At 71.9% G+C, this 22,988-nt stretch carries 18 protein-coding genes; 5 read left to right on the forward strand and 13 right to left on the reverse strand.

Features of this window, described 5'->3' with window-relative positions; all coding sequences use genetic code 11:
- Positions 1 to 493 (forward strand): helix-turn-helix domain-containing protein (locus tag E6U81_RS26540; RefSeq protein ID WP_136232601.1); only part of this gene is annotated, 493 nt, incomplete at its 5' end.
- A 72-nt stretch (positions 494 to 565) separates the two neighbouring features.
- Here the strand turns inward: E6U81_RS26540 and E6U81_RS26545 are convergent.
- A complete protein-coding gene (locus E6U81_RS26545; protein ID WP_136232602.1) occupies positions 566 to 1,144 on the reverse strand; it encodes a TetR/AcrR family transcriptional regulator in 579 nt (192 codons plus the stop codon).
- A 102-nt stretch (positions 1,145 to 1,246) separates the two neighbouring features.
- On the opposite strand from E6U81_RS26545, the gene E6U81_RS26550 reads away from it, so the two are divergent.
- The gene (locus E6U81_RS26550; RefSeq protein ID WP_136232603.1) at positions 1,247 to 2,782 is read left to right on the forward strand and encodes an MFS transporter; all 1,536 of its coding nucleotides are present in this window, start codon (positions 1,247 to 1,249) and stop codon (positions 2,780 to 2,782) included.
- Positions 2,783 to 2,863: 81 nt separating this feature from the next.
- On the opposite strand, the gene serA is transcribed toward E6U81_RS26550, so the two are convergent.
- The 6 genes from serA to E6U81_RS26580 form a co-directional block, all read right to left on the reverse strand.
- Positions 2,864 to 4,453, reverse strand: coding sequence for a phosphoglycerate dehydrogenase (serA, locus tag E6U81_RS26555; RefSeq protein WP_136232604.1), 1,590 nt, complete (start codon positions 4,451 to 4,453; stop codon positions 2,864 to 2,866).
- A gap of 309 nt (positions 4,454 to 4,762) precedes the next feature.
- Positions 4,763 to 5,764 carry a ketol-acid reductoisomerase gene (ilvC, locus tag E6U81_RS26560; RefSeq protein ID WP_030664757.1) on the reverse strand — a complete coding sequence of 334 codons (1,002 nt, stop codon included), beginning with the start codon at positions 5,762 to 5,764 and terminating at the stop codon, positions 4,763 to 4,765.
- A gap of 156 nt (positions 5,765 to 5,920) precedes the next feature.
- Positions 5,921 to 6,445, reverse strand: a complete 525-nt coding sequence (gene ilvN / locus E6U81_RS26565) for an acetolactate synthase small subunit (protein ID WP_030027475.1) — start codon at positions 6,443 to 6,445, stop codon at positions 5,921 to 5,923.
- Positions 6,446 to 6,477: 32 nt separating this feature from the next.
- Positions 6,478 to 8,364, reverse strand: coding sequence for an acetolactate synthase large subunit (locus E6U81_RS26570; protein ID WP_206310018.1), 1,887 nt, complete (start codon positions 8,362 to 8,364; stop codon positions 6,478 to 6,480).
- A gap of 204 nt (positions 8,365 to 8,568) precedes the next feature.
- Entirely contained in the window at positions 8,569 to 11,397 is a 2,829-nt protein-coding gene (locus E6U81_RS26575) for an EAL domain-containing protein (protein WP_136232675.1), read from the reverse strand.
- A gap of 353 nt (positions 11,398 to 11,750) precedes the next feature.
- Positions 11,751 to 12,698 carry a 2-hydroxyacid dehydrogenase gene (locus E6U81_RS26580; protein ID WP_136232606.1) on the reverse strand — a complete coding sequence of 316 codons (948 nt, stop codon included), beginning with the start codon at positions 12,696 to 12,698 and terminating at the stop codon, positions 11,751 to 11,753.
- Positions 12,699 to 12,770: 72 nt separating this feature from the next.
- Here E6U81_RS26580 and E6U81_RS26585 point away from each other — a divergent pair, with 72 nt between their 5' ends.
- The 3 genes from E6U81_RS26585 to E6U81_RS26595 all read left to right on the forward strand — a co-directional run bounded on the left by E6U81_RS26585 (position 12,771) and on the right by E6U81_RS26595 (position 15,343).
- On the forward strand, positions 12,771 to 13,778 hold the full coding sequence (locus E6U81_RS26585; RefSeq protein WP_136232676.1) for an aldo/keto reductase: 1,008 nt from the start codon (positions 12,771 to 12,773) through the stop codon (positions 13,776 to 13,778).
- Between the two features lie 108 nt (positions 13,779 to 13,886).
- Positions 13,887 to 15,122, forward strand: a complete 1,236-nt coding sequence (locus tag E6U81_RS26590; protein WP_136232607.1) for a PQQ-dependent sugar dehydrogenase — start codon at positions 13,887 to 13,889, stop codon at positions 15,120 to 15,122.
- A 5-nt stretch (positions 15,123 to 15,127) separates the two neighbouring features.
- Positions 15,128 to 15,343 (forward strand): DUF6191 domain-containing protein, encoded by a 216-nt coding sequence (locus E6U81_RS26595; protein ID WP_346766173.1) that lies wholly within the window; start codon positions 15,128 to 15,130, stop codon positions 15,341 to 15,343.
- Here E6U81_RS26595 and E6U81_RS26600 read toward each other — a convergent pair.
- The 6 genes from E6U81_RS26600 to E6U81_RS26625 all read right to left on the reverse strand — a co-directional run bounded on the left by E6U81_RS26600 (position 15,306) and on the right by E6U81_RS26625 (position 22,978).
- Positions 15,306 to 18,440 (reverse strand): AAA family ATPase, encoded by a 3,135-nt coding sequence (locus tag E6U81_RS26600; RefSeq protein WP_240804032.1) that lies wholly within the window; start codon positions 18,438 to 18,440, stop codon positions 15,306 to 15,308. The genes E6U81_RS26595 and E6U81_RS26600 overlap by 38 nt on opposite strands.
- 11 nt (positions 18,441 to 18,451) lie before the next feature.
- Complete coding sequence (locus tag E6U81_RS26605; protein ID WP_136232608.1) at positions 18,452 to 18,664, reverse strand: hypothetical protein; 213 nt, start codon at positions 18,662 to 18,664, stop codon at positions 18,452 to 18,454.
- A gap of 134 nt (positions 18,665 to 18,798) precedes the next feature.
- Positions 18,799 to 19,398, reverse strand: coding sequence for a hypothetical protein (locus tag E6U81_RS26610; protein WP_136232609.1), 600 nt, complete (start codon positions 19,396 to 19,398; stop codon positions 18,799 to 18,801).
- 97 nt (positions 19,399 to 19,495) lie between these two features.
- Positions 19,496 to 20,050 (reverse strand): GNAT family protein, encoded by a 555-nt coding sequence (locus tag E6U81_RS26615; RefSeq protein WP_136232610.1) that lies wholly within the window; start codon positions 20,048 to 20,050, stop codon positions 19,496 to 19,498.
- A 39-nt stretch (positions 20,051 to 20,089) separates the two neighbouring features.
- On the reverse strand, positions 20,090 to 22,339 hold the full coding sequence (locus tag E6U81_RS26620; protein ID WP_136232611.1) for an MMPL family transporter: 2,250 nt from the start codon (positions 22,337 to 22,339) through the stop codon (positions 20,090 to 20,092).
- Between the two features lie 207 nt (positions 22,340 to 22,546).
- The gene (locus E6U81_RS26625) at positions 22,547 to 22,978 is read right to left on the reverse strand and encodes a signal peptidase I (protein WP_240804033.1); all 432 of its coding nucleotides are present in this window, start codon (positions 22,976 to 22,978) and stop codon (positions 22,547 to 22,549) included.
- Positions 22,979 to 22,988: the final 10 nt, after the last annotated feature.

Raw genomic sequence — 22,988 nt, forward strand, 5'->3', positions numbered from 1 at the left:
GGGCGCCGCCGGATCCCGGGCCGGGGCGGCGGCCGGGGCGTCCGCGGGAGCCGGTTCCACGACCGCGACCGGCCCGCCCCGGATGACCGCGGGGGTCGCCGACCCCCTCCGCGGCCTCGCCGAGCTGCCCGCCGCCTGGGAGCAGGCCGTGGCCGCGGCCCGCGCGGCGGTGGCCGAGCCCCGGTTCGGCCCGGTTGCCCAGTGGTCGCTGATCGGCCCGTACCGGCTGCTGGCGAGCCTGGCTGCCGACCCGGTGGACGATCCGGCGGCCCGGACCCTGCTCACCCCGGTCCACCGTGAACTCGCCCGTACCGCCGAGGTGTTCCTGGACTGCGCCGGCCAGGCGGGCCGCGCCGCCGCCGCCCTCGGCATCCACCGCCAGACCCTCTACTACCGCCTCGGCCGCGTGGAACAGCTGACCGGCCTCGACCTCGACGCGGGCGAGGACCGCCTCCTGCTCCACATGGCCCTCAAGGCCTCCCGCCTGACCTGAGGGAACCGGGGGCGGAGCACTCCCGCGCGGAAGGCGGTCACGTGGTGGCCGGCCTCCGACCCCGGGCGGGTGCTACGTCCGCGGACGTGCCATGGCCTCGGCGGCCCGGCGCATGCCCTCGGTGAACTCCTCGGCCGTGGCCGCCGATTCCGGGTCGAAGAGCCATTGGATCATCAGGCCGTTGAGCAGCGCCTGGTAGAAGGACCCCAGCGTGCGCACGTCCCGCTCGTCGAGCTCGTCCTCCGGGGTGCCGGTGAGCATCGAGATCAGCCCGCGGCGCCCCTCGGCCTGCGAGGCCGCGAGCCTGGCCCGCAGCTCCGGCCGCCGGTCGCGGCCGAGCGCCACCTCCAGGCTCGCCGCCCAGACGGGCGCGGACTTCTCGTGCTGCGCGAGGACGCCTTCCCAGAGCGCGCGGAAGCGCTCCAGCGATCCGTCGTCACCGGCGAGGCCGTCCTGGAAGAGCGCCCCCCACTCCTCCATCAGGCCGATGAAGGCCTCGGCGAGCAGGGCGTCCTTGGAGCCGTAGTGGTAGCCGATGGAGGCCAGGTTCGTCCCCGACGCGCTGACGATGTCGCGCGCGGTGGTGCGTACGAACCCCTTCTCCACCAGGCACTTCTTGGCGCCTTCGAGCAGATCTTCGCGATGTCCCATGGCCTCACCGTAGCAAGACAGCTGTCCTAGACGGCAGTTCCAGACGGGAGTTCTATACAAGCGTCATAGACAGTCGTTTAATACGTGTGTATGTTTCTCGGCATGACGAACCCCGCCGCCACAGCGCGACTCGCCGGCCGCCGCGAATGGACCGCCTTCACCGTCCTGCTGCTGCCCCTGCTCCTGGTCTCGATGGACGTCTCGGTCCTCTACTTCGCCATCCCGGCGATCACCGAGCAGCTCGACCCGAGCGCCACCCAGCAGCTCTGGATCTTCGACAGCTATGCCTTCGCCCTCTCCGGCCTGCTGATCACGATGGGCTCGCTCGGCGACCGGATCGGCCGCCGCCGGCTGCTGCTGATCGGAGCCGGCGCCTTCGGCCTCGCCTCGGCGGGGGCCGCCTACGCCACGAGCGCCGAGATGCTCATCGCGGCCCGCGTCCTGCTCGGCATCGGCGGCGCGACCCTGATGCCGTCGACGCTGGCCCTCGTCCGCAACCTCTTCCAGGACGACAAGCAGCGCGGCAAGGCCATCGCCATCTGGTCCGGGGCGATGACCGGCGGCATCGCGCTCGGCTCGGTGCTGAGCGGCGTGATGCTGAACCACTTCTGGTGGGGTTCCGTCTTCCTCGTCAACGTGCCCGCCATGGTCCTGCTGCTCGCCCTGGTCCCGGTCCTGGTCCCGGAGTTCAAGGACCCCGCTCCCGGCCGCTTCGACCTGGCCGGAGTCCCGCTGTCGATGGCCGCCGTACTGCCGGTCGTGTACGGCCTCAAGGAGATCGCCGCCGAGGGCTTCGAGCCCCTGTACGCAGGCTGCCTCGCCGTCGGCCTGGCCTTCGGGTACGTCTTCGTCCGCCGCCAGCGCACCCGTGACGACGCCATGATCAGCCGCTCGCTGTTCCAGGGCCGCGGTTTCGGCACCGGCATCGGCCTGAACACCGTCGCCGCCTTCGCCCTGCTCGGCTCGGCCTACTTCACCACCCAGTACCTCCAGTCGGTGCTCGGCATGGGCGCCCTGGAGGCCGCGCTGTGGAGCCTGGCCCCCTCCGTCGTCATCGGTGCGGCGGCCCCCGTCTCCGCGGCCCTCGCCCAGAAGGTGGACCGGGCCTACGTCCTCGCCGGCGGGTTCGTCCTCGCCGCCGCCGGATTCGCGCTGATCGGCCTGGTGGGCACCGACTCCCTGTGGCTGCTGCTGACCGGCGCGGGCGCCCTGTCCTCGGGCATCGTCACCGTGATGTCCCTGGTCTCCGACATGGCCCTGGGTGCGGCCCCCGCCGAGAAGGCCGGTTCCGCCGCCTCGCTGCTGGAGACCGGTACGGAGTTCGGCGGTGCGCTGGGCATGGCCGTCCTCGGCAGCATGGGCACCGCGGTCTACCGCAGCGACCTGGCCGGCGCCGAGCCCGCCGTACGGGAGACCCTGGGCGGCGCCGTCGCCACCGCCCACCGGATCGGCGGGGAGGCGGGCGAGCGGGTCCTGGCCCTGGCCCGCGAGGCCTTCGTCCACGGAATGCAGTACGCGGCCTGGGGCGGTACGGCACTGCTGCTCGGGGCGGCCGTGCTCGCCGCGGCTCTGATGCGTGGGATCGGGGCCCCCGACGCGGCGGCCGCGGCGCAGGAGCACGAGGCGGCGTACAGCTGACCGGCTCGGCACGGCCGGCGGAACGAGGAAGGGCCCGGGGTCTGTCCCCGGGCCCTTCCTCGTGTCACTGCCGTGGCGGCGTCAGGCGAGGCTGACCGTGCGCGCCGAAACGGCGCCGATCTCGGAGGCGATGTCCGCGAGGACGCCCGCCGGCACCTCGGCGTCGACGGTGAGGACCGCGAGGGCCTCGCCGTGCTCCTCCGCACGGGCGACCTGCATGCCCGCGATGTTCAGGCCGCCCTCGCCGAGGACGCGGCCGACGGTGCCGACCACGCCGGGGCGGTCGGTGTAGCGCAGCACGACCATGTAGTCGGCGAGCGCCAGGTCCACGTCGTACTCGCCGATGCCCACGATCTTCTGAAGGTGCTTCGGACCCGCGAGCGTGCCGGAGACCGAGACCTCCTGACCGTCCGACAGGGTGCCGCGGACGGTCACCACGTTGCGGTGGTCCGGGGACTCCGAGCTGGTGGTCAGGCGCACCTCGACACCGCGCTCCTGCGCGAACAGCGGGGCGTTGACGTAGGAGACCGTCTCGTCGACGACGTCCTCGAAGACACCCTTGAGCGCGGACAGTTCGAGCACCTTGACGTCGTGCTGGGTGATCTCGCCGCAGACCTCGACGTCGAGGCGGACCGCGACCTCGCCCGCGAGGGCGGTGAAGATGCGGCCGAGCTTCTCGGCGAGCGGCAGGCCCGGACGGACGTCCTCGGCGATGACGCCGCCCTGGACGTTGACCGCGTCCGGTACGAGCTCGCCGGCGAGGGCGAGGCGCACCGACTTGGCGACCGAGACACCGGCCTTCTCCTGGGCCTCGTCCGTGGACGCGCCGAGGTGCGGGGTGCAGACGACCTGGTCGAGCTCGAAGAGCGGGGAGTCCGTGCAGGGCTCCTTCGCGTACACGTCGAGGCCGGCGCCGGCGACGCGGCCCTCCTTGAGGGCCGAGAACAGGGCGGCCTCGTCCACGATGCCGCCGCGCGCGGCGTTGACGATGCGGACGGACGGCTTGACCTTGTGCAGGGCCTCGTCGCCGATGAGACCGAGGGTCTCCGGCGTCTTGGGCAGGTGCACCGTGATGAAGTCGGCGACCTCCAGCAGCTCGTCCAGCGTCAGCATCTTGACGCCCATCTGGGCGGCGCGCGCGGGCTGGACGTAGGGGTCGTACGCGACGATCTTCATGCCGAAGGCCGACATGCGCTGGGCGACGAGGACGCCGATGCGGCCGAGGCCGACGACACCCAGGGTCTTCTCGCTGAGCTCGACGCCCGTGTACTTGTTCCGCTTCCACTCGCCGTTCTTCAGGGCGGTGTTGGCCTGCGGGATGTTGCGGGCGGTGGCGACGAGCAGGCCGCAGGCGAGCTCGGCGGCGGTCACGATGTTCGAGGTCGGGGCGTTGACGACCATCACGCCGGCCTTGGTGGCGGCGGAGACGTCGACGTTGTCCAGACCGACGCCGGCGCGGGCGACGACCTTCAGCTTCTTCGCCGCGGCGATGGCCTCGGCGTCGACCTTCGTGGCGGAGCGGACGAGGATCGCGTCGACGTCGACGATCGCGGGCAGCAGCTCCGCGCGGTCGGCTCCGTTGACGTGCCGGATCTCGAAGTCCGGACCGAGCGCGTCCACCGTGGCGGGCGACAGCTCTTCGGCGATGAGTACGACAGGTTTCGAGCTCACGTGGGTCATCCTCACAAGTCCAGTGCGGACGGCCGTCCCGACGGCCGCAGGCGGTGGAGGGGGTAGCCGCGTGGAAGACGCACGACACTGTGGGCCTGACGCGTATGTGTTGAGCAGTGTAGTGGCGCGGACGGACCGGTTTTCCGCCTGTACGGAAGGATCACTCTTCCGTGGTTGGCCGGGGTGGACAAGGGGCCCCCGCGAGGGCTCCGGTCCCGGCGCTCCGGTCACCGGTGCGGCAGGTGCCGTACCGCACGGTGATGCGCGGCGGGGCCGGGACTCGACCGTCCCGGCCCCGCCGCCGCGAGATCAGCTCTCGTCGTTGTCGACCCAGCTCATCAGCTTGCGCAGCTTCTTGCCGGTGGTCTCGAGCAGGTGCTCGGAGTCGGCCTTCTTGTACTCGTTGTACTTCGGCAGACCGGCCTTGTACTCGGCCATCCACTCCTCGGCGAACTTGCCGCTCTGGATCTCCTCGAGGACCTTCTTCATCTCGGCCTTGGTGGCGTCGGTGATGACGCGCGGGCCGGTGATGTAGTCGCCCCACTCAGCGGTCTCGGAGACCGACCAGCGCATCTTCTCCAGGCCGCCCTCGTACATGAGGTCGACGATGAGCTTCAGCTCGTGCAGGCACTCGAAGTAGGCGATCTCCGGCTGGTAGCCCGCCTCGGTCAGGGTCTCGAAACCGGCCTTGACCAGCGCGGACGCGCCACCGCAGAGGACGGCCTGCTCACCGAACAGGTCGGTCTCGGTCTCCTCGGTGAAGGTGGTCTTGATGACACCGGCGCGGGTGCCGCCGATGCCGGCCGCGTACGAGAGCGCCAGGTCGAAGGCCTTGCCGGTGGCGTCCTGCTCGACGGCGGCGATGCACGGGACGCCGCGGCCCTCCTCGTACTGGCGGCGGACCAGGTGACCCGGGCCCTTCGGGGCGACCAGCGCGACGTCCACGTTGGTGGGGGGCTTGATGAAGCCGTAGCGGACGTTGAAGCCGTGGCCGAAGAAGAGCGCGTCGCCCTCCTTGAGGTGGTCCTTGATGGACTCCTCGTAGATCTCGGCCTGCAGCGGGTCCGGGGTGAGGATCATGATGACGTTCGCCCACTCGGCGGCCTCGGCCACGGGGACGACCTTCAGGCCCTGCTCCTCGGCCTTGGCCTTGGACTTCGAGCCCTCCTTCAGGCCGACGACGACGTCGACGCCGGAGTCACGGAGCGACAGCGCGTGGGCGTGGCCCTGGCTGCCGTAACCGATGACCGCGACCTTGCGGCCCTGGATGATGGACAGGTCGGCGTCGTTCTCGTAGAACAGCTCGGCCACTGGGATATCTCCTTGGTGCGCTGGTGTTGCTCCCACCGTACGGCGGGGAACGGAATCTGAGTCTGTCGGTCTCGCTATGCGGGCCGAGCGTGTCTGCCGCGGCTCCGGCGGCCGCTGTGCGGCGGCCGCCGGGCCTGCCGGGTCGGGCGCTGCGGGTCAGGCGCTGCGGTCGAGCGCGCGCAGGCTGCGGTCCGTGATGGACCGTCCGCCGCGCCCTATGGCGATCGTGCCGGACTGCACCAGCTCCTTGATGCCGAAGGGCTCCAGCATCTTGAGCATCGCGCCGAGCTTGTCGGAGCCGCCGGTCGCCTCGATGGTGACGGCCTCCGGGGAGACGTCGACCGTCTTGGCGCGGAACAGCTGGACGATCTCGACGATCTGCGAGCGGGTCTCGTTGTCGGCGCGGACCTTCACCAGGACGAGTTCGCGCTCGATGGCGTTGTGCGGCTCCAGCTCGACGATCTTGAGCACGTTGACCAGCTTGTTCAGCTGCTTGGTCACCTGCTCCAGCGGGAGGTCCTCGACGTTGACGACGATGGTGATGCGGGAGATGTCGGGGTGCTCGGTGACGCCGACCGCGAGGGAGTCGATGTTGAACCCGCGGCGGGAGAACAGGGCGGCGATCCGGGCGAGGATGCCGGGCGTGTTCTCGACCAGGACGGAGAGCGTGTGCTTGGACATGTGAGGCGTTCTCTCTCTCAGGCTCTCTCGGCTCAGTCGTCTTCGTTGTCGCCGAAGTCGGGACGGACGCCCCGGGCTGCCATGACCTCGTCATTGGAGGTACCGGCGGCGACCATCGGCCACACCATGGCGTCCTCGTGGACGATGAAGTCGATGACGACGGTACGGTCGTTGATCGCGTTGGCCTCGGCGATGACCTTGTCCAGGTCGGCGGGGTCCTCGCAGCGCAGCGCCACGCAGCCCATGGCCTCCGAGAGCTTGACGAAGTCCGGGACGCGCGTGCCCTTGCGGGGGGCGACGGACTCGCCGAGCTGGGAGCCGACCGTGTCGTGCCCGGTCTCGTCGGCGTGCAGGACGGTGTTGGAGTACCGCTGGTTGTAGAACAGCGTCTGCCACTGACGCACCATGCCCAGCGCACCGTTGTTGATGATCGCGACCTTGATCGGGATGTTGTTCAGGGCGCAGGTGACCAGTTCCTGATTGGTCATCTGGAAGCAGCCGTCGCCGTCGATCGCCCAGACCGTGCGCTCGGGCATGCCGACCTTGGCGCCCATCGCGGCCGGGACCGCGTAGCCCATGGTTCCGGCGCCGCCGGAGTTCAGCCAGGTGCGGGGCTCCTCGTACTTGACGAAGTGCGAGGCCCACATCTGGTGCTGGCCGACGCCTGCCGCGAAGACCGTTCCCTTCGGCGCGAGCGCGCCGATCCGCTCGATGACCTGCTGCGGGGACAGGCTGCCGTCCGCGGGCAGGTCGTAGCCCAGCGGGTACGTCTCGCGCCAGCGGTTGAGGTCGTTCCACCAGGCGGTGTAGTCGCCGGCGTTCCCCTCGGTGTGCTCGGCCTGGACGGCCTGGATCAGGTCGGCGATGACCTCGCGGGCGTCACCGACGATCGGGACGTCGACGGCGCGGTTCTTGCCGATCTCGGCCGGGTCGATGTCCGCGTGGATGATCTTGGCGAAGGGGGCGAAGCTGTCCAGCTTGCCGGTGACGCGGTCGTCGAAGCGGGTGCCGAGCGCGATCAGCAGGTCCGACTTCTGCAGCGCGGTGACGCCGGTGACGCTGCCGTGCATGCCGGGCATGCCGACGTGCAGCGGGTGGCTGTCGGGGAAGGAGCCCAGCGCCATCAGGGTGGTGCAGACCGGGACGCCGGTCAGCTCGGCGAGGACCTTCAGCTCGGCGGTCGCGCCGGACTTCATGACGCCGCCGCCGACGTACAGGACCGGGCGCTTGGCCTGGCAGATGAGCTTGGCGGCCTCGCGGATCTGCTTGGCGTGCGGCTTGGTGACCGGCCGGTAACCGGGGAGGTCCTGGGAGGGCGGCCACGTGAAGGTGGTCTTCGCCTGCAGGGCGTCCTTGGCGATGTCGACGAGGACCGGGCCCGGGCGGCCGGTGGCGGCGATGTGGAACGCCTCGGCGATCGTCCTCGGAATGTCCTCGGCCTTGGTGACCAGGAAGTTGTGCTTGGTGATCGGCATGGTGATGCCGACGATGTCCGCCTCCTGGAAGGCGTCGGTGCCGATCGCCTTGGAGGAGACCTGGCCGGTGATCGCGACGAGGGGGACGGAGTCCATGTGCGCGTCGGCGATCGGGGTGACCAGGTTCGTGGCGCCCGGTCCGGACGTGGCCATACAGACGCCGACCTTGCCGGTGGCCTGGGCGTAGCCGGTGGCGGCGTGGCCGGCCCCCTGCTCGTGGCGGACCAGGATGTGACGGACCTTCTTCGAGTCCATCATCGGGTCGTACGCGGGGAGGATGGCACCTCCCGGAATCCCGAAGACGGTGTCGCACCCCACCTCTTCGAGAGAGCGGATGAGGGACTGCGCACCCGTGACGTGCTCAACTGCGGCGGACTGGTGTCCGCCGGAACGGGGCCGCGGCTGCGGATGGTGGGCCCCGGTGGCCTGCTCGGTCATCGGCATTCTCTTCTCGAAGCTGAGGGTTTTACGCGGATTCGACTCTGTGCCAGTGCAACAAAAAACCCCTCGTGCCAGGAGGCAAGCGAGGGGAGCGCGTCGGGGGTGTTGAGCGGGGACATGCAGGTCCCAGCTTCAGCCGACGCGCTTTCCAAGTACGAGAATTCGGGTGCGCATGGCACTGACCCTCCCTCCGGCGAGAGGGTGATGTCAAGTAGGTGGGACGGGCGTCTCATTATGTGAGCCTCTACGGATGACCATCGAGCCCCCGGAGGAGCCGCCCGCCAGTGCGGGCTGGGCCGCTCCGCCCGGTACTGGGAACGTACCGCGCACCAGCGCGCGCCGCAGCCTGTACTCGTCGAGGGGGCCGGAAAAGGCCATCCCCTGGCCGTGTGTGCACCCCATCGCACGCAGCGCGGCCACCTGCTCGGGCAGGTCCACCCCGTCGGCCACCGAGCGCATGCCCAGGTCGTTTGCGATGCGCAAGAGACCGGCTGTGATCTTGTGCAGGCGGGCGGATTCGACCACTCCCTCCACGAGGCCCCGGTCCAGCTTGAGCATGTCCACGGGGAGGCGGCGCAGGGCGCTGATGGCCGCATAGCCGCTGCCGAAGCCGTCGAGGGAGATTCCCACTCCGAGCCGGTGCAGGGCCGCGAGGCGCCGCTCCAGGTCGTCGAAGGGGACTCTGGGGTCGGACACGGCCAGCTCCAGCACCAGGGCCCCGGACGGCAGGCCGTGCCGGGTCAGCAGGGCCTCCACCGAGCCGAGCGGCATGGCACTGTCCAGGAGCCGCTGGGCGGTCATCCGTACGGCCACGGGTACGTCGTGGCCGGCCCGGCGCCGGTCGGCGGCCTGCTCCACGGCCTCCTCCAGCAGCCAGCGCCCCAGCTCGGCGGTGCGCGAGGCGTCCGGGCCCGCGCCGGCCGCGGCACCGCCGCCCGCCGCGCCCTCGCTGTACTCGGCCACCCGGAGGAACTCGGCCGGGGTGAAGAGGATCCCCTGGGCGGAACGCCATCGGGCCTGCGCGGCGACGGCCGCGATCTCGCCGGTGGACAGCGAGACCACGGGCTGGTGCAGCAGGGCGAACTCGCCCTCGTGCAGCGCGGTGCGCAGCCGGCCCGCCAGCTCGGCCTTGCGCACCACCTCGGCCTGCATCTGCGGGGCGTAGGTCTCGACGCGGTCCTTGCCGCCCGCCTTGGCCCGGTACATCGCCAGGTCCGCGTTGCGCATCAGGTCCGAAGGGGTGATCCCGGGGTCGGCGAAGGCCACGCCGATGCTGGCGGCCACCCGCACCTCGCTGCCGCCGATCCGGTACGGCTGGGACAGCCTGGCGCGCAGCCGGTCGGCGATCTCGCGCACCTGGTACTCGCGGGCGCTGCGGTCGCGGCTGCCGTCGCCCAGGATCAGCGCGGCGAACTCGTCGCCGCCCAGCCGGGCGGCGGTGTCCCCGGCCCGGACCGAGTCCTGGAGCCTGCGGGCGGCCTCGATGAGCAGTTCGTCGCCGGCCTGGTGGCCGATGGTGTCGTTGACCGCCTTGAAGCCGTCGAGGTCGATGAAGAGCACGGCGGTGCTGTGGTCGCCCGCGCGGCGGCCCGTCAGGGCCTGGCGCACGCGGCGGGTGAAGAGGGCCCGGTTGGGCAGGTCGGTCAGCGGGTCGTGTTCGGCGCTGTGCTGGAGCTGGGCCTGGAGCCGGACGCGCTCGGTGACGTCGCGGCTGTTGAGGATGAGTCCGCCCTGGTGGCGGTTGACGGTGGACTCCACGTTGAGCCACTCGCCGCCGCCCGACTTGAAGCGGCATTCGATGCGGGTGGTGGGCTCCTCGGTGGGCGGTGCGGCGAGGAAGCGGCGTACCTCGTGGACCACTCTGCCGAGGTCGTCGGGGTGGATCAGGGTGGCCAGTTCGGTGCCGACCAGCTCCTCGGCCTCGCGGCCGTAGACCCCGGCGGCGGCTGGGCTGACGTAGCGCAGGGTCCCGGTGGGCGCGGCGATCATGATGACGTCGCTGGAGCCCTGCACCAGGGAGCGGAAGTGGTTCTCCTTCTGGGCCAGCTCCTGGGTCAGTGCGATGTTGTCGAGGAGCATGATGCCCTGCCGGATGACGAGGGCGAGCACGACGGTGCAGCCGGTGAAGACGACCATCCTGTCGACCTTCCGGCCGTCCACGACGTTGTAGAGGATTCCGAGGGTGCACACGGCGGCCGCGAGGTACGGCGTGAGGGCGGGCAGTGATCCGGTGATCGGGCGGCTGTGCGGCCGGTCCCGGCGCGGGTGCCCGGCCGGCATCTGGCTCTGGTGGATGCGTCGGGCGCCCCAGGGCGCGTACGCGAGCAGCAGCGAGCCGGCGAACCAGCCCGCGTCGAGCAGCTGTCCGGACTGGTACTCGGCGCTCAGCAGCGGCGAGGTGAACAGGGCGTCGCTGAGGACGGTCAGGGCCAGCGCCGCGATGGCGGTGTTGACGGCGGAGCGGTTGGTCTCGCTCCGCCGGAAGTGCAGGACGAGGACCATCGAGACGAGCGCGATGTCGAGGAGGGGGTAGGCGAGGGAGAGCGCGGCGCGCGGGACGCTGCCGGGGGCGCCCGACTGCGCGGTCCGCGCCGCGTGGGCCAGGGCCAGGCTCCAGGACAGGGTGAGCAGGGAGCCGCCGATGAGCCAGGAGTCGAGTCCCAGGCACACCCAGCCGGCGCGGGTGACCGGGCGTTTGGCGAGGACGAGCAGGCCCACGATGGCTGGCGGCGCGAAGCAGAGGAAGGCGAAGTCGGCGAGCGAGGGCTTCGGCACGTCCTGGCCGAGGATCACCTCGTACCAGCCCCAGACGGCGTTGCCGCAGGCGCCCATGAGGGAGGAGAAGGCGAAGAGCAGCCAGGCGGGGCGTTCCCGGCTGTCGATCGTGCGTGCGTAGGTGTAGCAGGAGACGGCGGCGAGCAGACCGGCCACACTGAGCCCGAAGTCGCCCATGATCTCGGCGACTTCCTCGGACCCCCAGTTGAGGGCTGCGCCGACGGCGTAACCGCCGCTGACGACCGCGAGGATCAGCTGCATCGCCAGGCCCTTGCCTCCGCCGCCCGAGACCGACGGCCGGTCCAGGAGCGCCGCCCCCGGGGTACTCACCGGTCCCCCTCGCCGGCTGGTTCCGGCGCGGTCCAGTCTCGGCAGCGTCGCCTCCGGCGGCTCTGCCGCATCGGATCCTTCGTCCATTGGCCGTGCATCGCCCGTCGCCCCCCAAAGTGTCCGATCACTCCCCAGCGCCAGACGTTCCTGGCGCAGCCCCTTCTTCCGGACGATACACCACTTTCGTCACTCAGGGACATAGTTGCTCTACGCTCCGTTACCGAGCGGGGAGTTGCTGCAACCGATCGCATTCGAGTGACTGCGGAGCGTACAGGGGTGGGGTGTCACTCGGTGATCAGTACCGTGTGCTCCACGGGCTCTCCGGCGGCGAAGCGGGTGAGCTGGCGGGCCAGCAGGCGCTTGGCCCGTGGCTCGAACGCCGAGCTGCTGCCGCCGACATGGGGTGTGATCAGGACGTTCGGCGCGTGCCAGAGCGGGTGGCCGGCGGGCAGCGGTTCCGGGTCGGTGACGTCGAGGGCCGCGCGCAGCCGGCCCGACTCCACTTCCGCCAGCAGGGACTTGGTGTCGACGACGGGGCCCCGCGACACGTTCACGAGCAGGGCCCCGTCCTTCATGCGGCCGAGGAACTCGGCGCCGGCCAGACCCCGGGTGGCGTCGGTCAGGGGGGTCACGAGGATCACCACGTCGGCCCGCGGCAGCAGCCCCGGCAGGTCGGCGAGGGCGTGCACCGGGCCCCGGGCGGTGGTCCGGGCCGAACGGGCCACGCGTTCGATCCGTTCGCACTCGAAGGGCGCGAGCCGGTCCTCGATGGCCGAGCCGATGGATCCGTAGCCGATGATCAGAACTGACTTGTCGGCGAGGGCGTCGTAGAAGCCGGAGTGCCATTCCTCGCGGTCCTGCCCGCGGACCATGCCGGGGATGCCGCGCAGGGAGGCGAGGGTCAGCGCGAGGGCCAGCTCGGCGGTGCTGGCCGTGTGGACCCCTGCGGCGTTGCACAGCCGTACGCCGGGGCGCAGGTCTCCGAGGCGGCCCAGCACGTCGTCGATGCCGGCCGTCAGGGTCTGGACGACCCGGACGGCCGGCATGGCCGCGAGCGGGCGCACGGTGACCTCGGCGGACTTCATGTAGGGGGCCGCGTAGAAGACGCAGTCGGCCGGATCGGCCGGGAAGGCGTCCTCTCCGTCCCACTGGCGGTACCGGAAGGAGTCGGGGAGGCCGGCGACCTCTTCTGCGGGGAAGGGGAGCCAGACGTCCCGGGGCATTGCAGTCATGATCACGAGGCTATGCCAAGCCGTCTTGATCAAGCCGTTAGTTTGGTGGCCGAAGTGGAGGGGGACGCAGCGGTGGAGCGCAGGTCGATCGGGGCAGGGGCGCTGAGCGTGGGCGCCGTCGGCCTCGGCTGTATGCCGATGAGCTGGGCGTACGCGCCTTCTCGGCGGCGGGGGCACGAGTCTGTGGCCGCCGTGCACGCGGCGCTGGACCTGGGGTCGAACCTGCTGGACACGGCGGATGTGTACGGGCCGTTCACCAACGAGCTGCTGCTGGGGCGGGTGCTGCGGGAGCGGCGGTCCGACGCGTTCGTGTCGGCCAAGGTCGGGCTGCGGGCCGGCGACCAGCACGTGGTGGCCGACGGGAGGCCCGGGTACCTGCGGCGGGCGTGCGACGCCTCGCTGCGGCGGCTGCGCACGGACGTCATAGACCTCTACCAGCTGCACCGGGTGGACCCGGAGGTTCCGGTGGAGGAGACCTGGGGGGCCATGGCGGAGCTGGTGAGCGCGGGGAAGGTGCGGGCGCTCGGCTTCTGCGCGCTGGGGGCCGGAGCCGGCCCGGGGGCCGGGCGGCGCGGTGACCGCGGGTACCGGACGACGCTGCGGCACCTGGAGCGGCTGCAGCAGGTGTTCCCGGTGAGTGCGGTACAGGCGGAGCTGTCGGTGTGGTCGCCGGAGGCGGCGCGACAGCTGCTGCCGTGGTGCGCTGCGCGCGGGGTGGGGTTCCTGGCGGCGATGCCGCTGGGCAGCGGTTTCCTGACGGGGACGCTCACGCCGGGCGAGGGCTTCGAGTCGCAGGACGTCCGGGCCCGGCACCCGCGTTTCACGGCGGAGGCGATGGCCTCGAACCAGGTGCTGGTGGCGGGGCTGCGGCGGGTGGCCCGGCGGCACGGACCCGAGGTCACGGTCGCGCAGGTGGCCCTGGCCTGGGTGCTGGCCCAGGGGCGACAGGTGGTTCCGGTGCCGGGTGCGGACCGGGCGCACTGGGCCGTGGAGAACGCACGGGCGGCGCAGCTGCGGCTCACGGCCGCGGACCTGGCCGAGATCGCGGACCTTCCGGTCGACGTGGGAGCCTGGGACTGACCGCCCACAACCACTCGATCGGGTGTACGAGTGGTGGAACTTCGGGAACTGCCCCGGCTGTTGAGACGGGTGAAGGGCAGGATCGGAGGACCGGAAGGGAGCAGGGCGATGCGATACGGAAGTTCTCCCGGGCAGGTGGGGTGCGAGGGTCCCGGCGCGCGGCGCCGGAGCGTGCTGGCGGCGGTGGCGCTGGCCGGGTGCGGTGCACTGCTGGTGACGGGGTGCTCCCCGGAGGGCGCCTCGGACACCGGGCGGGGCGGTTCCCCACCGGGTGCGACGGCGGCGGGGTCCGGGTCGCCGGGCCCTTCGGGGAGCGGGACCGCCTCACCGTCGGTGTCCGCGCCGCCGGCGAAAGGCGCGGTGACGGTCACCGGCGAGGCCGCCAAGGACCTTGAGTCCCCCTGGGGCGTGGCCCCGCTGCCGGGGGGTGACCTGCTGGTCGCCTCCCGGGACAAGGGGACGATCAGCCGGGTCGCGGCCGGGTCGGGCGCGGTGACGCAGATCGGCGAGGTTCCGGGCGTGGACCCGGGCGGCGAGGGGGGCCTGCTGGGCCTCGCGCTGTCGCCCGACTTCGCCTCGGACCGTCTGGTGTACGTCTACTTCACGACCGCGTCCGACAACCGGATCGCACGGCTGCGCTATGACGAGCAGAGACCTCCCGGGCAGCAACTGGGCGCGCCGGACACCGTGTTCCGGGGGATCCCCAAGGGGCTGATCCACAACGGCGGGCGGATCGCCTTCGGCCCCGACAAGATGCTGTACGCGGGAACGGGAGAGACCGGTGTCACCGGTCTCGCGCAGGACAAGAAGTCGCTCGGCGGCAAGATCCTGCGGATGACCCCGGACGGGGATCCGGTGCACGGCAATCCGGAGGCCGATTCGGTCGTCTACTCCTACGGGCACCGCAATGTGCAGGGCCTCGCCTGGGACAAGGACAAACGGCTGTGGGCGGCCGAGTTCGGCCAGAACACCTGGGACGAGCTGAATCTGATCGAGCCCGGCGCGAACTACGGCTGGCCCGAGGCCGAGGGGAAGGCGGGCAAGCCGGGCCTGCGGGATCCGGTGGCCGTGTGGCGGACCGACGAGGCCTCGCCGAGCGGCATCGCCTGGGCGGAGGGCTCGGTGTGGATGGCCGGGCTGAAGGGCGCGCGGCTGTGGCGGATCCCGTTGGCCGGGACGGAGCCGGTCGCCGAGCCCGAGGCCTTCCTGCAGGACAAGTACGGCCGGCTGCGGACGGTGATCGCTCTCGGAGGCGACCGGCTGCTGCTGGTCACGAGCGAGACGGACGGGCGCGGGTCGCCGGAGGCGGGCGACGACAGGATCCTGACCCTGACAGTGCGGTGACCGGCATGCTCCCGGCCGGGGGCGAAAGGTGCGTGGAGACGGTGTTCAACATGATCGAGGAGCTGTTCAACCCGGGACGCAAGCACACGAACGAAGAGAAGAAGCGGCTGGAGCTGTCCCGGACCGACGTGGGCGACAACGACCCGGGACGGGGTCCGATAGACCTCGACTCCGGCAGGGTGCTCATACGCGTGGACGAGGAGCCCGCGGACGATCACTGACCGGCCCCGCACCGGGCGGGCCGACCGGGCCGGGCGGGCTGAAGAGCCGTAGCCGGTGGGCGAGGGCGGCCGCCTCGCCGCGGCCGGTGACACCCAGCTTGGCCAGGATGTTCGAGACGTGCACGCTCGCCGTCTTCGGGGAGATGAAGAGCTCCTCGGCGATCCTTCGGTTGGTGCTCCCCGCCGCCACCAGGCGCAGCACGTCCTGCTCGCGGCTGGTCAGGCCGAGGGCCTCGGCCGGGTCCGGCTCCGGTTCGGGGGCTTCCGGGGGTGTGTCGTCGGCAGTCAGCGGGATCCGGGCGCGCCGGGAGAGCAGGGCCAGGTCCTCACGCAGCCGGCGTGAGCCGATCCGGTCGGCCGTGGCGTGGGCCTCGCGGAGCAGAGCGGCCGCGGGTTCCCGGTCGCCGACGGCCAGCAGGGTCTCGGCGAGCCGGTAGCGGGCCCGGGCCAGCAGGTACGGGCGCTCCAGCGCGCGGACGGACTCCTCCACGGCGGTCCAGTCGGCGACGGTGTCCCGGGCCTCGGCCCGCAGCAGTTCGGCCCGCAGGTACTCGGCGTGGGCGGTCCACACCGGGACCGGGGTGGCGAGGGTGCGGGCAGCGGTGCGCAGCACGTCCAGGGCCGCCGCGCGACCGGCCTCGGCGGCGGGCAGCCCTCGGGCGTCCGCCTCGGCGGAGGCGGACGCGAGCAGCAGGGGCCAGGCGTAGCGGTGCTGTCCGAGCGGGAAGCCGTGGTCCACGGCGGCGGCCGTCCCGGTGCGGACGTCGGCGATCCGGCCCTCCCCCGCGGCGATCCCGATCGCCAGGCGGTGCAGCGGGATCCGGTGCTGGGGCTGGGTCTCGTGCGTGCCGAAGTGGGTGTGGGCGGCGGCGAGCCGGTGGGCCGCCTCGGTCAACTCGCCCCGGGCCAGTGCGAGGTACCCGAGCCGCGCGGAGGCGGAGCCGCGCGGGGCTGCGCTCCGGCCGACCTGCAGGGTGCGCCGGGCCGCTTCGGCGGCCTCGTCCCAGCGGCCGAGGCTGTAGAGGCTCTCGGCCATGTTCCCGAAGACCCAGGCCTCGGTGTCCAGCAACCGGGACCTCCGGGCCAGTTCGGCCCCTTGTTCGCACAGTTCCACGGCCTCGTGGGACCGTCCCAGGCTTTCCAGCTGAGAGGTGAGATTGATATGCGCACGTCCTGCCAGCAGTGCCAGCCCGAGCTCAGTGGCCCGTTCCCGGACCGCGTGCATCTCGGCGAGGCCCCCGGGGCCGTCGCCGGCGTCGGTGAGGAGCGCGCCGACCGTGATCCGGGCGTTGAGCTCCGTCTCGGCCGCGCCGACCATCCGCGCGTACTCGACGGCGCGTTCGGCGGCGGCGAGGTTGCCCGGTCCCGGCTTGTGGAGCATGCCCCAGCTCGCGGCCCGGACCAGGACCTCGGCGTGCACCTGGGACGGGGGCAGCCCCCGGACGAGTTCCTGCGCCCTGGCTATCTCCTCCCAGCCGTCGCCTCGGCCGAGGGAGGCGACCAGGCGGGAGCGTTCGGTCCAGAACCACGCGGCGCGCAGCGGGTCGGCGTGCTCCTCCAGCAGGCGCAGCGCCGTCTTCGTGATCTTCAGGGCGCGTTCGCGCTCCCCTCCGTAGCGCGCCGCGACGGTCGCCTCGGCCAGCAGGTCGAGGCGCTGGAGCGGGGTGGTCGCGGGGTCGCAGCCGCAGGGCGGGTAGACGTCGGCGTAGTCGGCCGGGCGAAGGTCCTCGCGGACCTCCTCCGGGGCGCTGTCCCACAGGTCCAGCGCCCGCTCCAGCAGGTTCAGCTGCTCGGAGTAGGCGTGGCGGCGGCGGGCCGCGACCGAAGCGGCGAGTACGGCGGGCAGTGCCTTGGCGGGGTCGTTCGCGGTGTACCAGTAGCTGGCCAGCCGGATGATCCGCTCCTCGGCGCGGATCAGATGGGCGTCGGCCTCCACCGCCTCGGCGTAGCGGCGGTTGACGCGGGCGCGCTCGCCGGGCAGCAGGTCGTCGCTGACGGCCTCGCGGACCAGCGAGTGCCGGAAGCGGTAGCCGTCGCCGTCGGGGGTGGCGAGCAGGATGTTGGCTCCGACCGCGGCCCTCAGCGCCTCGATCAGTTCGTCCTCGGTGAGTCCGGCGACGGCGCGCAGCAGCGGGTACTCCACGGTGGAGCCGCCCTCGGCGACGATCCGCACCAGGCGCTGGGTCTCGTCGGGGAGGACCTCGACGCGGACGAGGAGGAGGTCGCGCAGGGATTCCGTGAGTCCGGTGCGGCAGCCGCTCTCCCGGGAGGCGACGAGTTCCTCGACGAAGAAGGCGTTGCCGTCGGATCGGTCGAAGACGGTGTCCACGAAGTCCTCGTCGGGCTGCGCGGCGAGGATGCCGGCGAGCTGGCGGCGGACCTCGGCGCGGTTGAAGCGGGACAGCTCGATCTTCCGGACGGTGCGGAGCCGGTCGAGTTCGGCGAGGAGCGGACGCAGCGGGTGGCGGCGGTGGACGTCGTCCGAGCGGTAGGTGGCGACGACGACGAGCCGGCCGCTGCCGAGGGTGCGGAAGAGGTAGGACAGCAGGTGCCGGGTGGAGGTGTCCGCCCAGTGCAGGTCCTCCAGGACGAGGACGACGGTGCGGTCGGCGGCGAGCCGCTCCAGCATCCGGGCGGTCAGTTCGAAGAGCCGGGCGGTGCTCTCCTCGTCGTGCGGGCCTCGGGGGGTGTCGCCGAGTTCGGGGAGGATCCGGGCGAGTTCGTCCTCCTGGCCCGCGGCCGCGGCGGCCAGTTCCTCGGGGAGCAGCCGGTGCAGGGTGCGCAGGGCCGTCGAGAAGGGGGCGAAGGGAAGTCCCTCCGCCCCTATCTCCACACAGCCGCCGACGGCGACGACGGCTCCCAGCCGGTCCGCCTCGCAGAGGAACTCCTCGGTGAGGCGGGTCTTGCCGACCCCGGCCTCTCCCCCGATGAGCAGGGCCTGCGGTTCCCGGTCCGCTGCGCGGGTCAGTGCGTCGGTGAGTACGGCCAGTTCGTCGGCGCGGCCGACGAACACCGGGCTGACAGATCTGGTCTCCACGTCGCCGAGCATCGCACAGAGGCCCCGGCCGGCGGCACCCGATATGGGTTCGCTCCGCATCGCTCGCCGGTTCACGCGGGCCGGGGCGCCGAGCGGGCGCCGCGGGCGCCGGATCCTGTCACCCGCCCTCGGGGTTCCTGGCTGCGCATGGAGGTGCGGCGCGCCTTCCGGGCTTCCCGGACGAACCGGTACGCGGCGGCCTCACGGAGGAGGTCGGTGGTGCGGGCGGCTGCGGCGATCTCGTGCTCGAACATCTCGTACTCCCTGGTCGCGGTTGTCGGCACCTCGTTCGGTGTGATCCGAGATTCGCGTCCCAGGGGGTACCGGCGCATCGGCCGCATGCCGCATCCGTGCAGTGCCGGGGGCCTTAGTACCGGGCGGATCGCGCGGGACGGGCCGCGGCCCCCTAAGGCACTGCCTAGGCGGCTGCCTTCGGGATGGCCAGGAGGAGGTCGAAGTACATGAGGACGAAGAGCAGGATGCCGAGGGCGCCGAGGCCGATGCCCGCCCAGGAGACGGACCGCACCCAGGTGGGGAGGGTGCGCTCGGGGGTGCTGAAGGCGGGAAGGGCCAGCACGAAGGTGGCGATGATCAGGGCGAGGGCCGAGAAGACGCCGTTGACCATGGCGGTGGTGTGCCACGGGTCGACGAACTGGGCGGCGATCTGCGCGTTGGCGTCGGCGGCCTGGCTCAGCTCCAGACGGGCGGCGATGCTCGCGCGCTCGGACACGATGCCGGCGACCCAGCTTCCGCTGAGGGCGACGACGGAAAGACCGGCGGAGACGATCGCGAAGGCCGCGGAGCCGACGTGGCTCGGCTGCTCCGCGTCGTCCCGGTCCTCGGCGAAGTCGTCGTCGAGGTCGGCGTCCGTGAGCGCGGCGTCGGCGTCGGTCGCTGCGGCCAGGTCGGCGTCGGCCTGGGCCTCGGCTGCGGCGTCCTGGGTGGTCTCACTCTTCTCGAGGTCGACCTGGGTGTCCGCCTCGGCGGCGTTCGGGGCGGGGGTCTTCGTGGTGTCCATGCGGGGCACCGTAGGGGCCGTGTCTGAGATTTCTCTGAGAATCCGGTGGTCGTGGCCGTATCGGGCCCCGCGACGGGCGGGGCCCGATCGGCGTGCCTCAGGAGGTGCGGGCGGCCGACCACTCGTGGGCGAGGATCGACCAGACCTCGGTGTCCTGGCGGACGCCGCGGTGGAGGTAGTTCTCCCTCATGACGCCCTCGCGGGTCATGCCGAGGCGTTCGGCGACGGCGAGGCTCTTCTTGTTGCCGGTGGCGGCGTGCCACTCGACACGGTGCATGCCGCGCTCGCCGAAGGCGTAGTCGATCAGGACCTGGCAGGCCTTGGTCACCAGGCCGCGGCCGGCCGCGGTGGGCTCCAGCCAGCAGCCGATCTCGCAGTTCCCGCCGTCGGCGTCGAAGTTGGGGAAGAGGACGCCGCCCACCAGGGTGCCGTCGAGGCGGATACCGAAGAAGCGGGCGCCGTCCTCACCGGCCTTCACGGCGTACTTGGCCAGGAAGGCCCTGGCGGAGTCGACGTCCGGGGAGCGGTCCGGGAAGCCGACGTACTGGCCGATGTACTCGCGTCCGCGTTCGATGTGCGCGAAGAACTCCTCGGCATGCCGGGCCTCCAGCGGGAACAGCTGGGCGCCTTCGGCGAGGTCTATGGAGAACATGCGGCTTCTTCCTTGGGTCTCGTGCGGCGGTGGGCCGGATCACCGGGAGGCGGTGGCGGGCTCGGCGTCGTCCTCGCTCGTGGTGAGGACCTCGCCGGACCGCTGTGCCGGAAGTTTCGCATGCGGCCGGTGTTCGGGGGGCTCGATGCTGATCCGGGGCAGCCTCCGGTCGAGCCAGGCGGGCAGCCACCAGTTGGCGCCGCCGAGCATGTGCATCAGTGCCGGGACGAGCAGGGTGCGCAGCACGAAGGCGTCGAGGGCGACGGCCGCGGCGAGCGCGATGCCGAACATCGCGATGATCCGGTCGCCGCTGAGCACGAAGGCGAGGAAGACGGAGATCATGATGACGGCCGCCGAGTTGATGACCCGGCTGGTCTCGGCGAGGCCGACGCGTACGGCCCGCCGGTTGTCTCCGGTCTCCAGCCACTCCTCGTACATCCGGCTGACGAGGAAGACCTGGTAGTCCATGGACAGTCCGAACAGGACGGACACCATGATCACGGGCAGGAAGGGCTCGATGGGGCCGGCGCTGCCCAGGCCCAGCCGTTCGCTGCCCCAGCCCCACTGGAAGATCGCGACCACGACGCCGAAGGAGGAGGCGACAGCGGCGACGTTCATGGCCGCCGCCTTCAGCGGGATGCCGATGGACCGGAAGGCCAGCAGCAGGAGCAGGCAGCCGAGGGCGATGACCACGGAGACGAAGAGCGGCAGCTTCCCGACGATGACCTCGGCGAAGTCGTCGTAGGCGGCCGTCACACCGCCGACGTGGACCTCCATGGAGTTGCCCTGGCCGGCGCGCGGAATGACGTCCTGGCGGAGCGTGTCGACGAGGTCGCTCGTGGCCCTGGACTGCGGGGCGGAGTCCGGTACGACGGTCAGGACGGCCGTGTCGCCGCTGCGGTTGAAGACGGCGGGGCCGGTGGAGGCGACGCCCGGCGTCGTGCGGAGCGCCTGCTCCAGCTGGTCCACCGCGAGCCGGTCCCCTGCTCCGTCCAGGCGGGCGACGACGGCGAGCGGGCCGTTCGCGCCGGGTCCGAAGCCCTCCGCGAGCAGGTCGTAGGCCTGCCGGGTGGTGGAGCCGGCGGGGTTGTTGCCCTGGTCGGAGGTGCCCAGGTGGAGGGAGAGGGTGGGCACGGCCAGTACCACCATGACGGCGGTGGCGACGGCACCGAGCAGCTTGGGGTGGCGCTCCACGAAGGCGGACCAGCGGGCGGCGAAGCCGGAGGTGCGCTCGGGCTGCGGGCCCTCGGCGGCGAGCCTTCGGCGTTCACGGCCGGAGAGGGCGCGCATGCCTATGCAGGACAGGAGGGCGGGCAGCAGGGTGACCGAGGCGGCGACGGTCAGGACGACCGTCACGCACGCGGCTATGGCGACGCCGTTGAGGAAGTTCAGCCGCAGCACCAGCATGCCGAGCAGTGCGATGCAGACGGTGGCGCCGGCGAAGACGACGGCCCGGCCGGTGGTGGCGACGGCTCCGGCCGCCGCTTCCTCCACCGGGAGGCCCCGTGCGAGGCCCTTGCGGTGCCGAGTGACGATGAACAGCGCGTAGTCGATGCCGACGCCGAGACCGACGAGGGTGCCGAGCATGGGGGCGAAGTCGGCGACCGGCATCGCGTGCCCGAGCAGGGTGATGCCGAAATAGGCGGTGCCTACGCTGACGAGGGCGGTCGCGATCGGGAGCAGGCTCGCGGCGAGGGAGCCGAAGGCCAGGTAGAGGACGAGGGCCGCGACGGCCACGCCTATGACCTCGGCGAGGTGCGCGGTGGGGGCCTCGGTGAGCTGGATGGCGCGGCCGCCCAGCTCGACCTGGAGTCCGCCGGCCTCGGTGGTGGGGTTCTTCGCGGTGTCGACGACCGCCGCGGCCTGGCCCTTGGGTACGGAGTCGGCCGGCTGGTCGAAGGTCACGACGGCGTAGGCGGTGCGTCCGTCGGGGCTGATGCGTGCGGCGCTCTCGGGGCCGGGGCCGTAGGGGCCTGCGACCGATCCGACACCGGGCAGTGCGGCGACGGCGTCGAGCGCCCGGGTCATGCGCTGCTCGATGTCCGGGGTGCGCGCGCTCTGATGCTCCGGGGCCCGCCAGACGATGGTGTCGGTGTCGCCGCCCTGGCCGTGGAAGCCTTCGCGCAGGAGGTCGTTCGCTCTGCCGGACTCGGTGCCGGGGACCTCGTAGTTGTTGGAGAACGCCGCTCCGGCGGTCACTGCGGCAGCCGCGGTCCCGCCGAGGGCGAGCAGCCAGATCAGGACGGCGAGGAGGCGGTGGCGCATGCACCACCGCGCGAAGACTGCCAACGGACGTGCTCCCTGGTGGGTTCGGATCTTTACCGGGAGACAGCCCGTCGCAAAGAACGCGTGAACTCGTGAAGGCCCGGCCGAAGCCCGGGGGATCGCCCCGCGGTTCGGCCCAGATGGTCTGCTACCTGCACGATCCCAGCGTTTCGTGATCGTTGGCCCTTTTCGTGTGCATCATCACAGGGGGGCCGGGAGGTGCGCGGGAACTCAGATGTCGGCAGGGGGCCGGCCGGAGGTGTCCGCGGACAGGGCGTCGGTGCGGTCCTCGGGCTCGTCCACCCGGTAGCCGGGGATCGAGGGCCAGCGGACGGTGAGGACGACCGCGTCCTCCTCCGCGTACCAGGAGTGGTCGACGCCGCGGCCCCAGAGCACGTAGTCGCCCTGTTCGGCGAGGACGACGGTCCGCCCCGGGAACTCCAGCCGGAAGCGTCCGCTGATCAGGACCAGCAGGGCGGTGCGCTTCTCGGCGGTCGCCCAGCGCTCGCGTTCGTCGCCCTGGGCGTGGACGCCCCATTTGATCTCCACGTCCTCGCTGTGGCGGGGATCGGCCGGGTCCTTGAAGTGGCCGAGGAGCCAGCCGCGGTCTGCGGCGGCGTCGGGGGCGGCCTTGCCGGTATAGATGGTGAGGTCGTCGTTCACGCCGGTGAGG

Source organism: Streptomyces sp. A0592, from assembly GCF_004795115.1.
Lineage (GTDB): Bacteria > Actinomycetota > Actinomycetes > Streptomycetales > Streptomycetaceae > Streptomyces > Streptomyces erythrochromogenes.

Coding starts and splice junctions, on each gene's coding strand:
- ilvN (WP_030027475.1), bottom strand. CDS start 6,445: ATGTCCAAGCACACGCTCTCCGTCCTGGTCGAGAACACGCCCGGCATC.
- E6U81_RS26600 (WP_240804032.1), bottom strand. CDS start 18,440: ATGCGGAGCGAACCCATATCGGGTGCCGCCGGCCGGGGCCTCTGTGCG.
- E6U81_RS26545 (WP_136232602.1), bottom strand. CDS start 1,144: ATGGGACATCGCGAAGATCTGCTCGAAGGCGCCAAGAAGTGCCTGGTG.
- E6U81_RS26570 (WP_206310018.1), bottom strand. CDS start 8,364: ATGCCGATGACCGAGCAGGCCACCGGGGCCCACCATCCGCAGCCGCGG.
- E6U81_RS26615 (WP_136232610.1), bottom strand. CDS start 20,050: ATGTTCTCCATAGACCTCGCCGAAGGCGCCCAGCTGTTCCCGCTGGAG.
- E6U81_RS26580 (WP_136232606.1), bottom strand. CDS start 12,698: ATGACTGCAATGCCCCGGGACGTCTGGCTCCCCTTCCCCGCAGAAGAG.
- E6U81_RS26595 (WP_346766173.1), top strand. CDS start 15,128: ATGCTCCCGGCCGGGGGCGAAAGGTGCGTGGAGACGGTGTTCAACATG.
- E6U81_RS26590 (WP_136232607.1), top strand. CDS start 13,887: ATGCGATACGGAAGTTCTCCCGGGCAGGTGGGGTGCGAGGGTCCCGGC.
- E6U81_RS26550 (WP_136232603.1), top strand. CDS start 1,247: ATGACGAACCCCGCCGCCACAGCGCGACTCGCCGGCCGCCGCGAATGG.
- E6U81_RS26610 (WP_136232609.1), bottom strand. CDS start 19,398: ATGGACACCACGAAGACCCCCGCCCCGAACGCCGCCGAGGCGGACACC.
- E6U81_RS26575 (WP_136232675.1), bottom strand. CDS start 11,397: ATGCAGCTGATCCTCGCGGTCGTCAGCGGCGGTTACGCCGTCGGCGCA.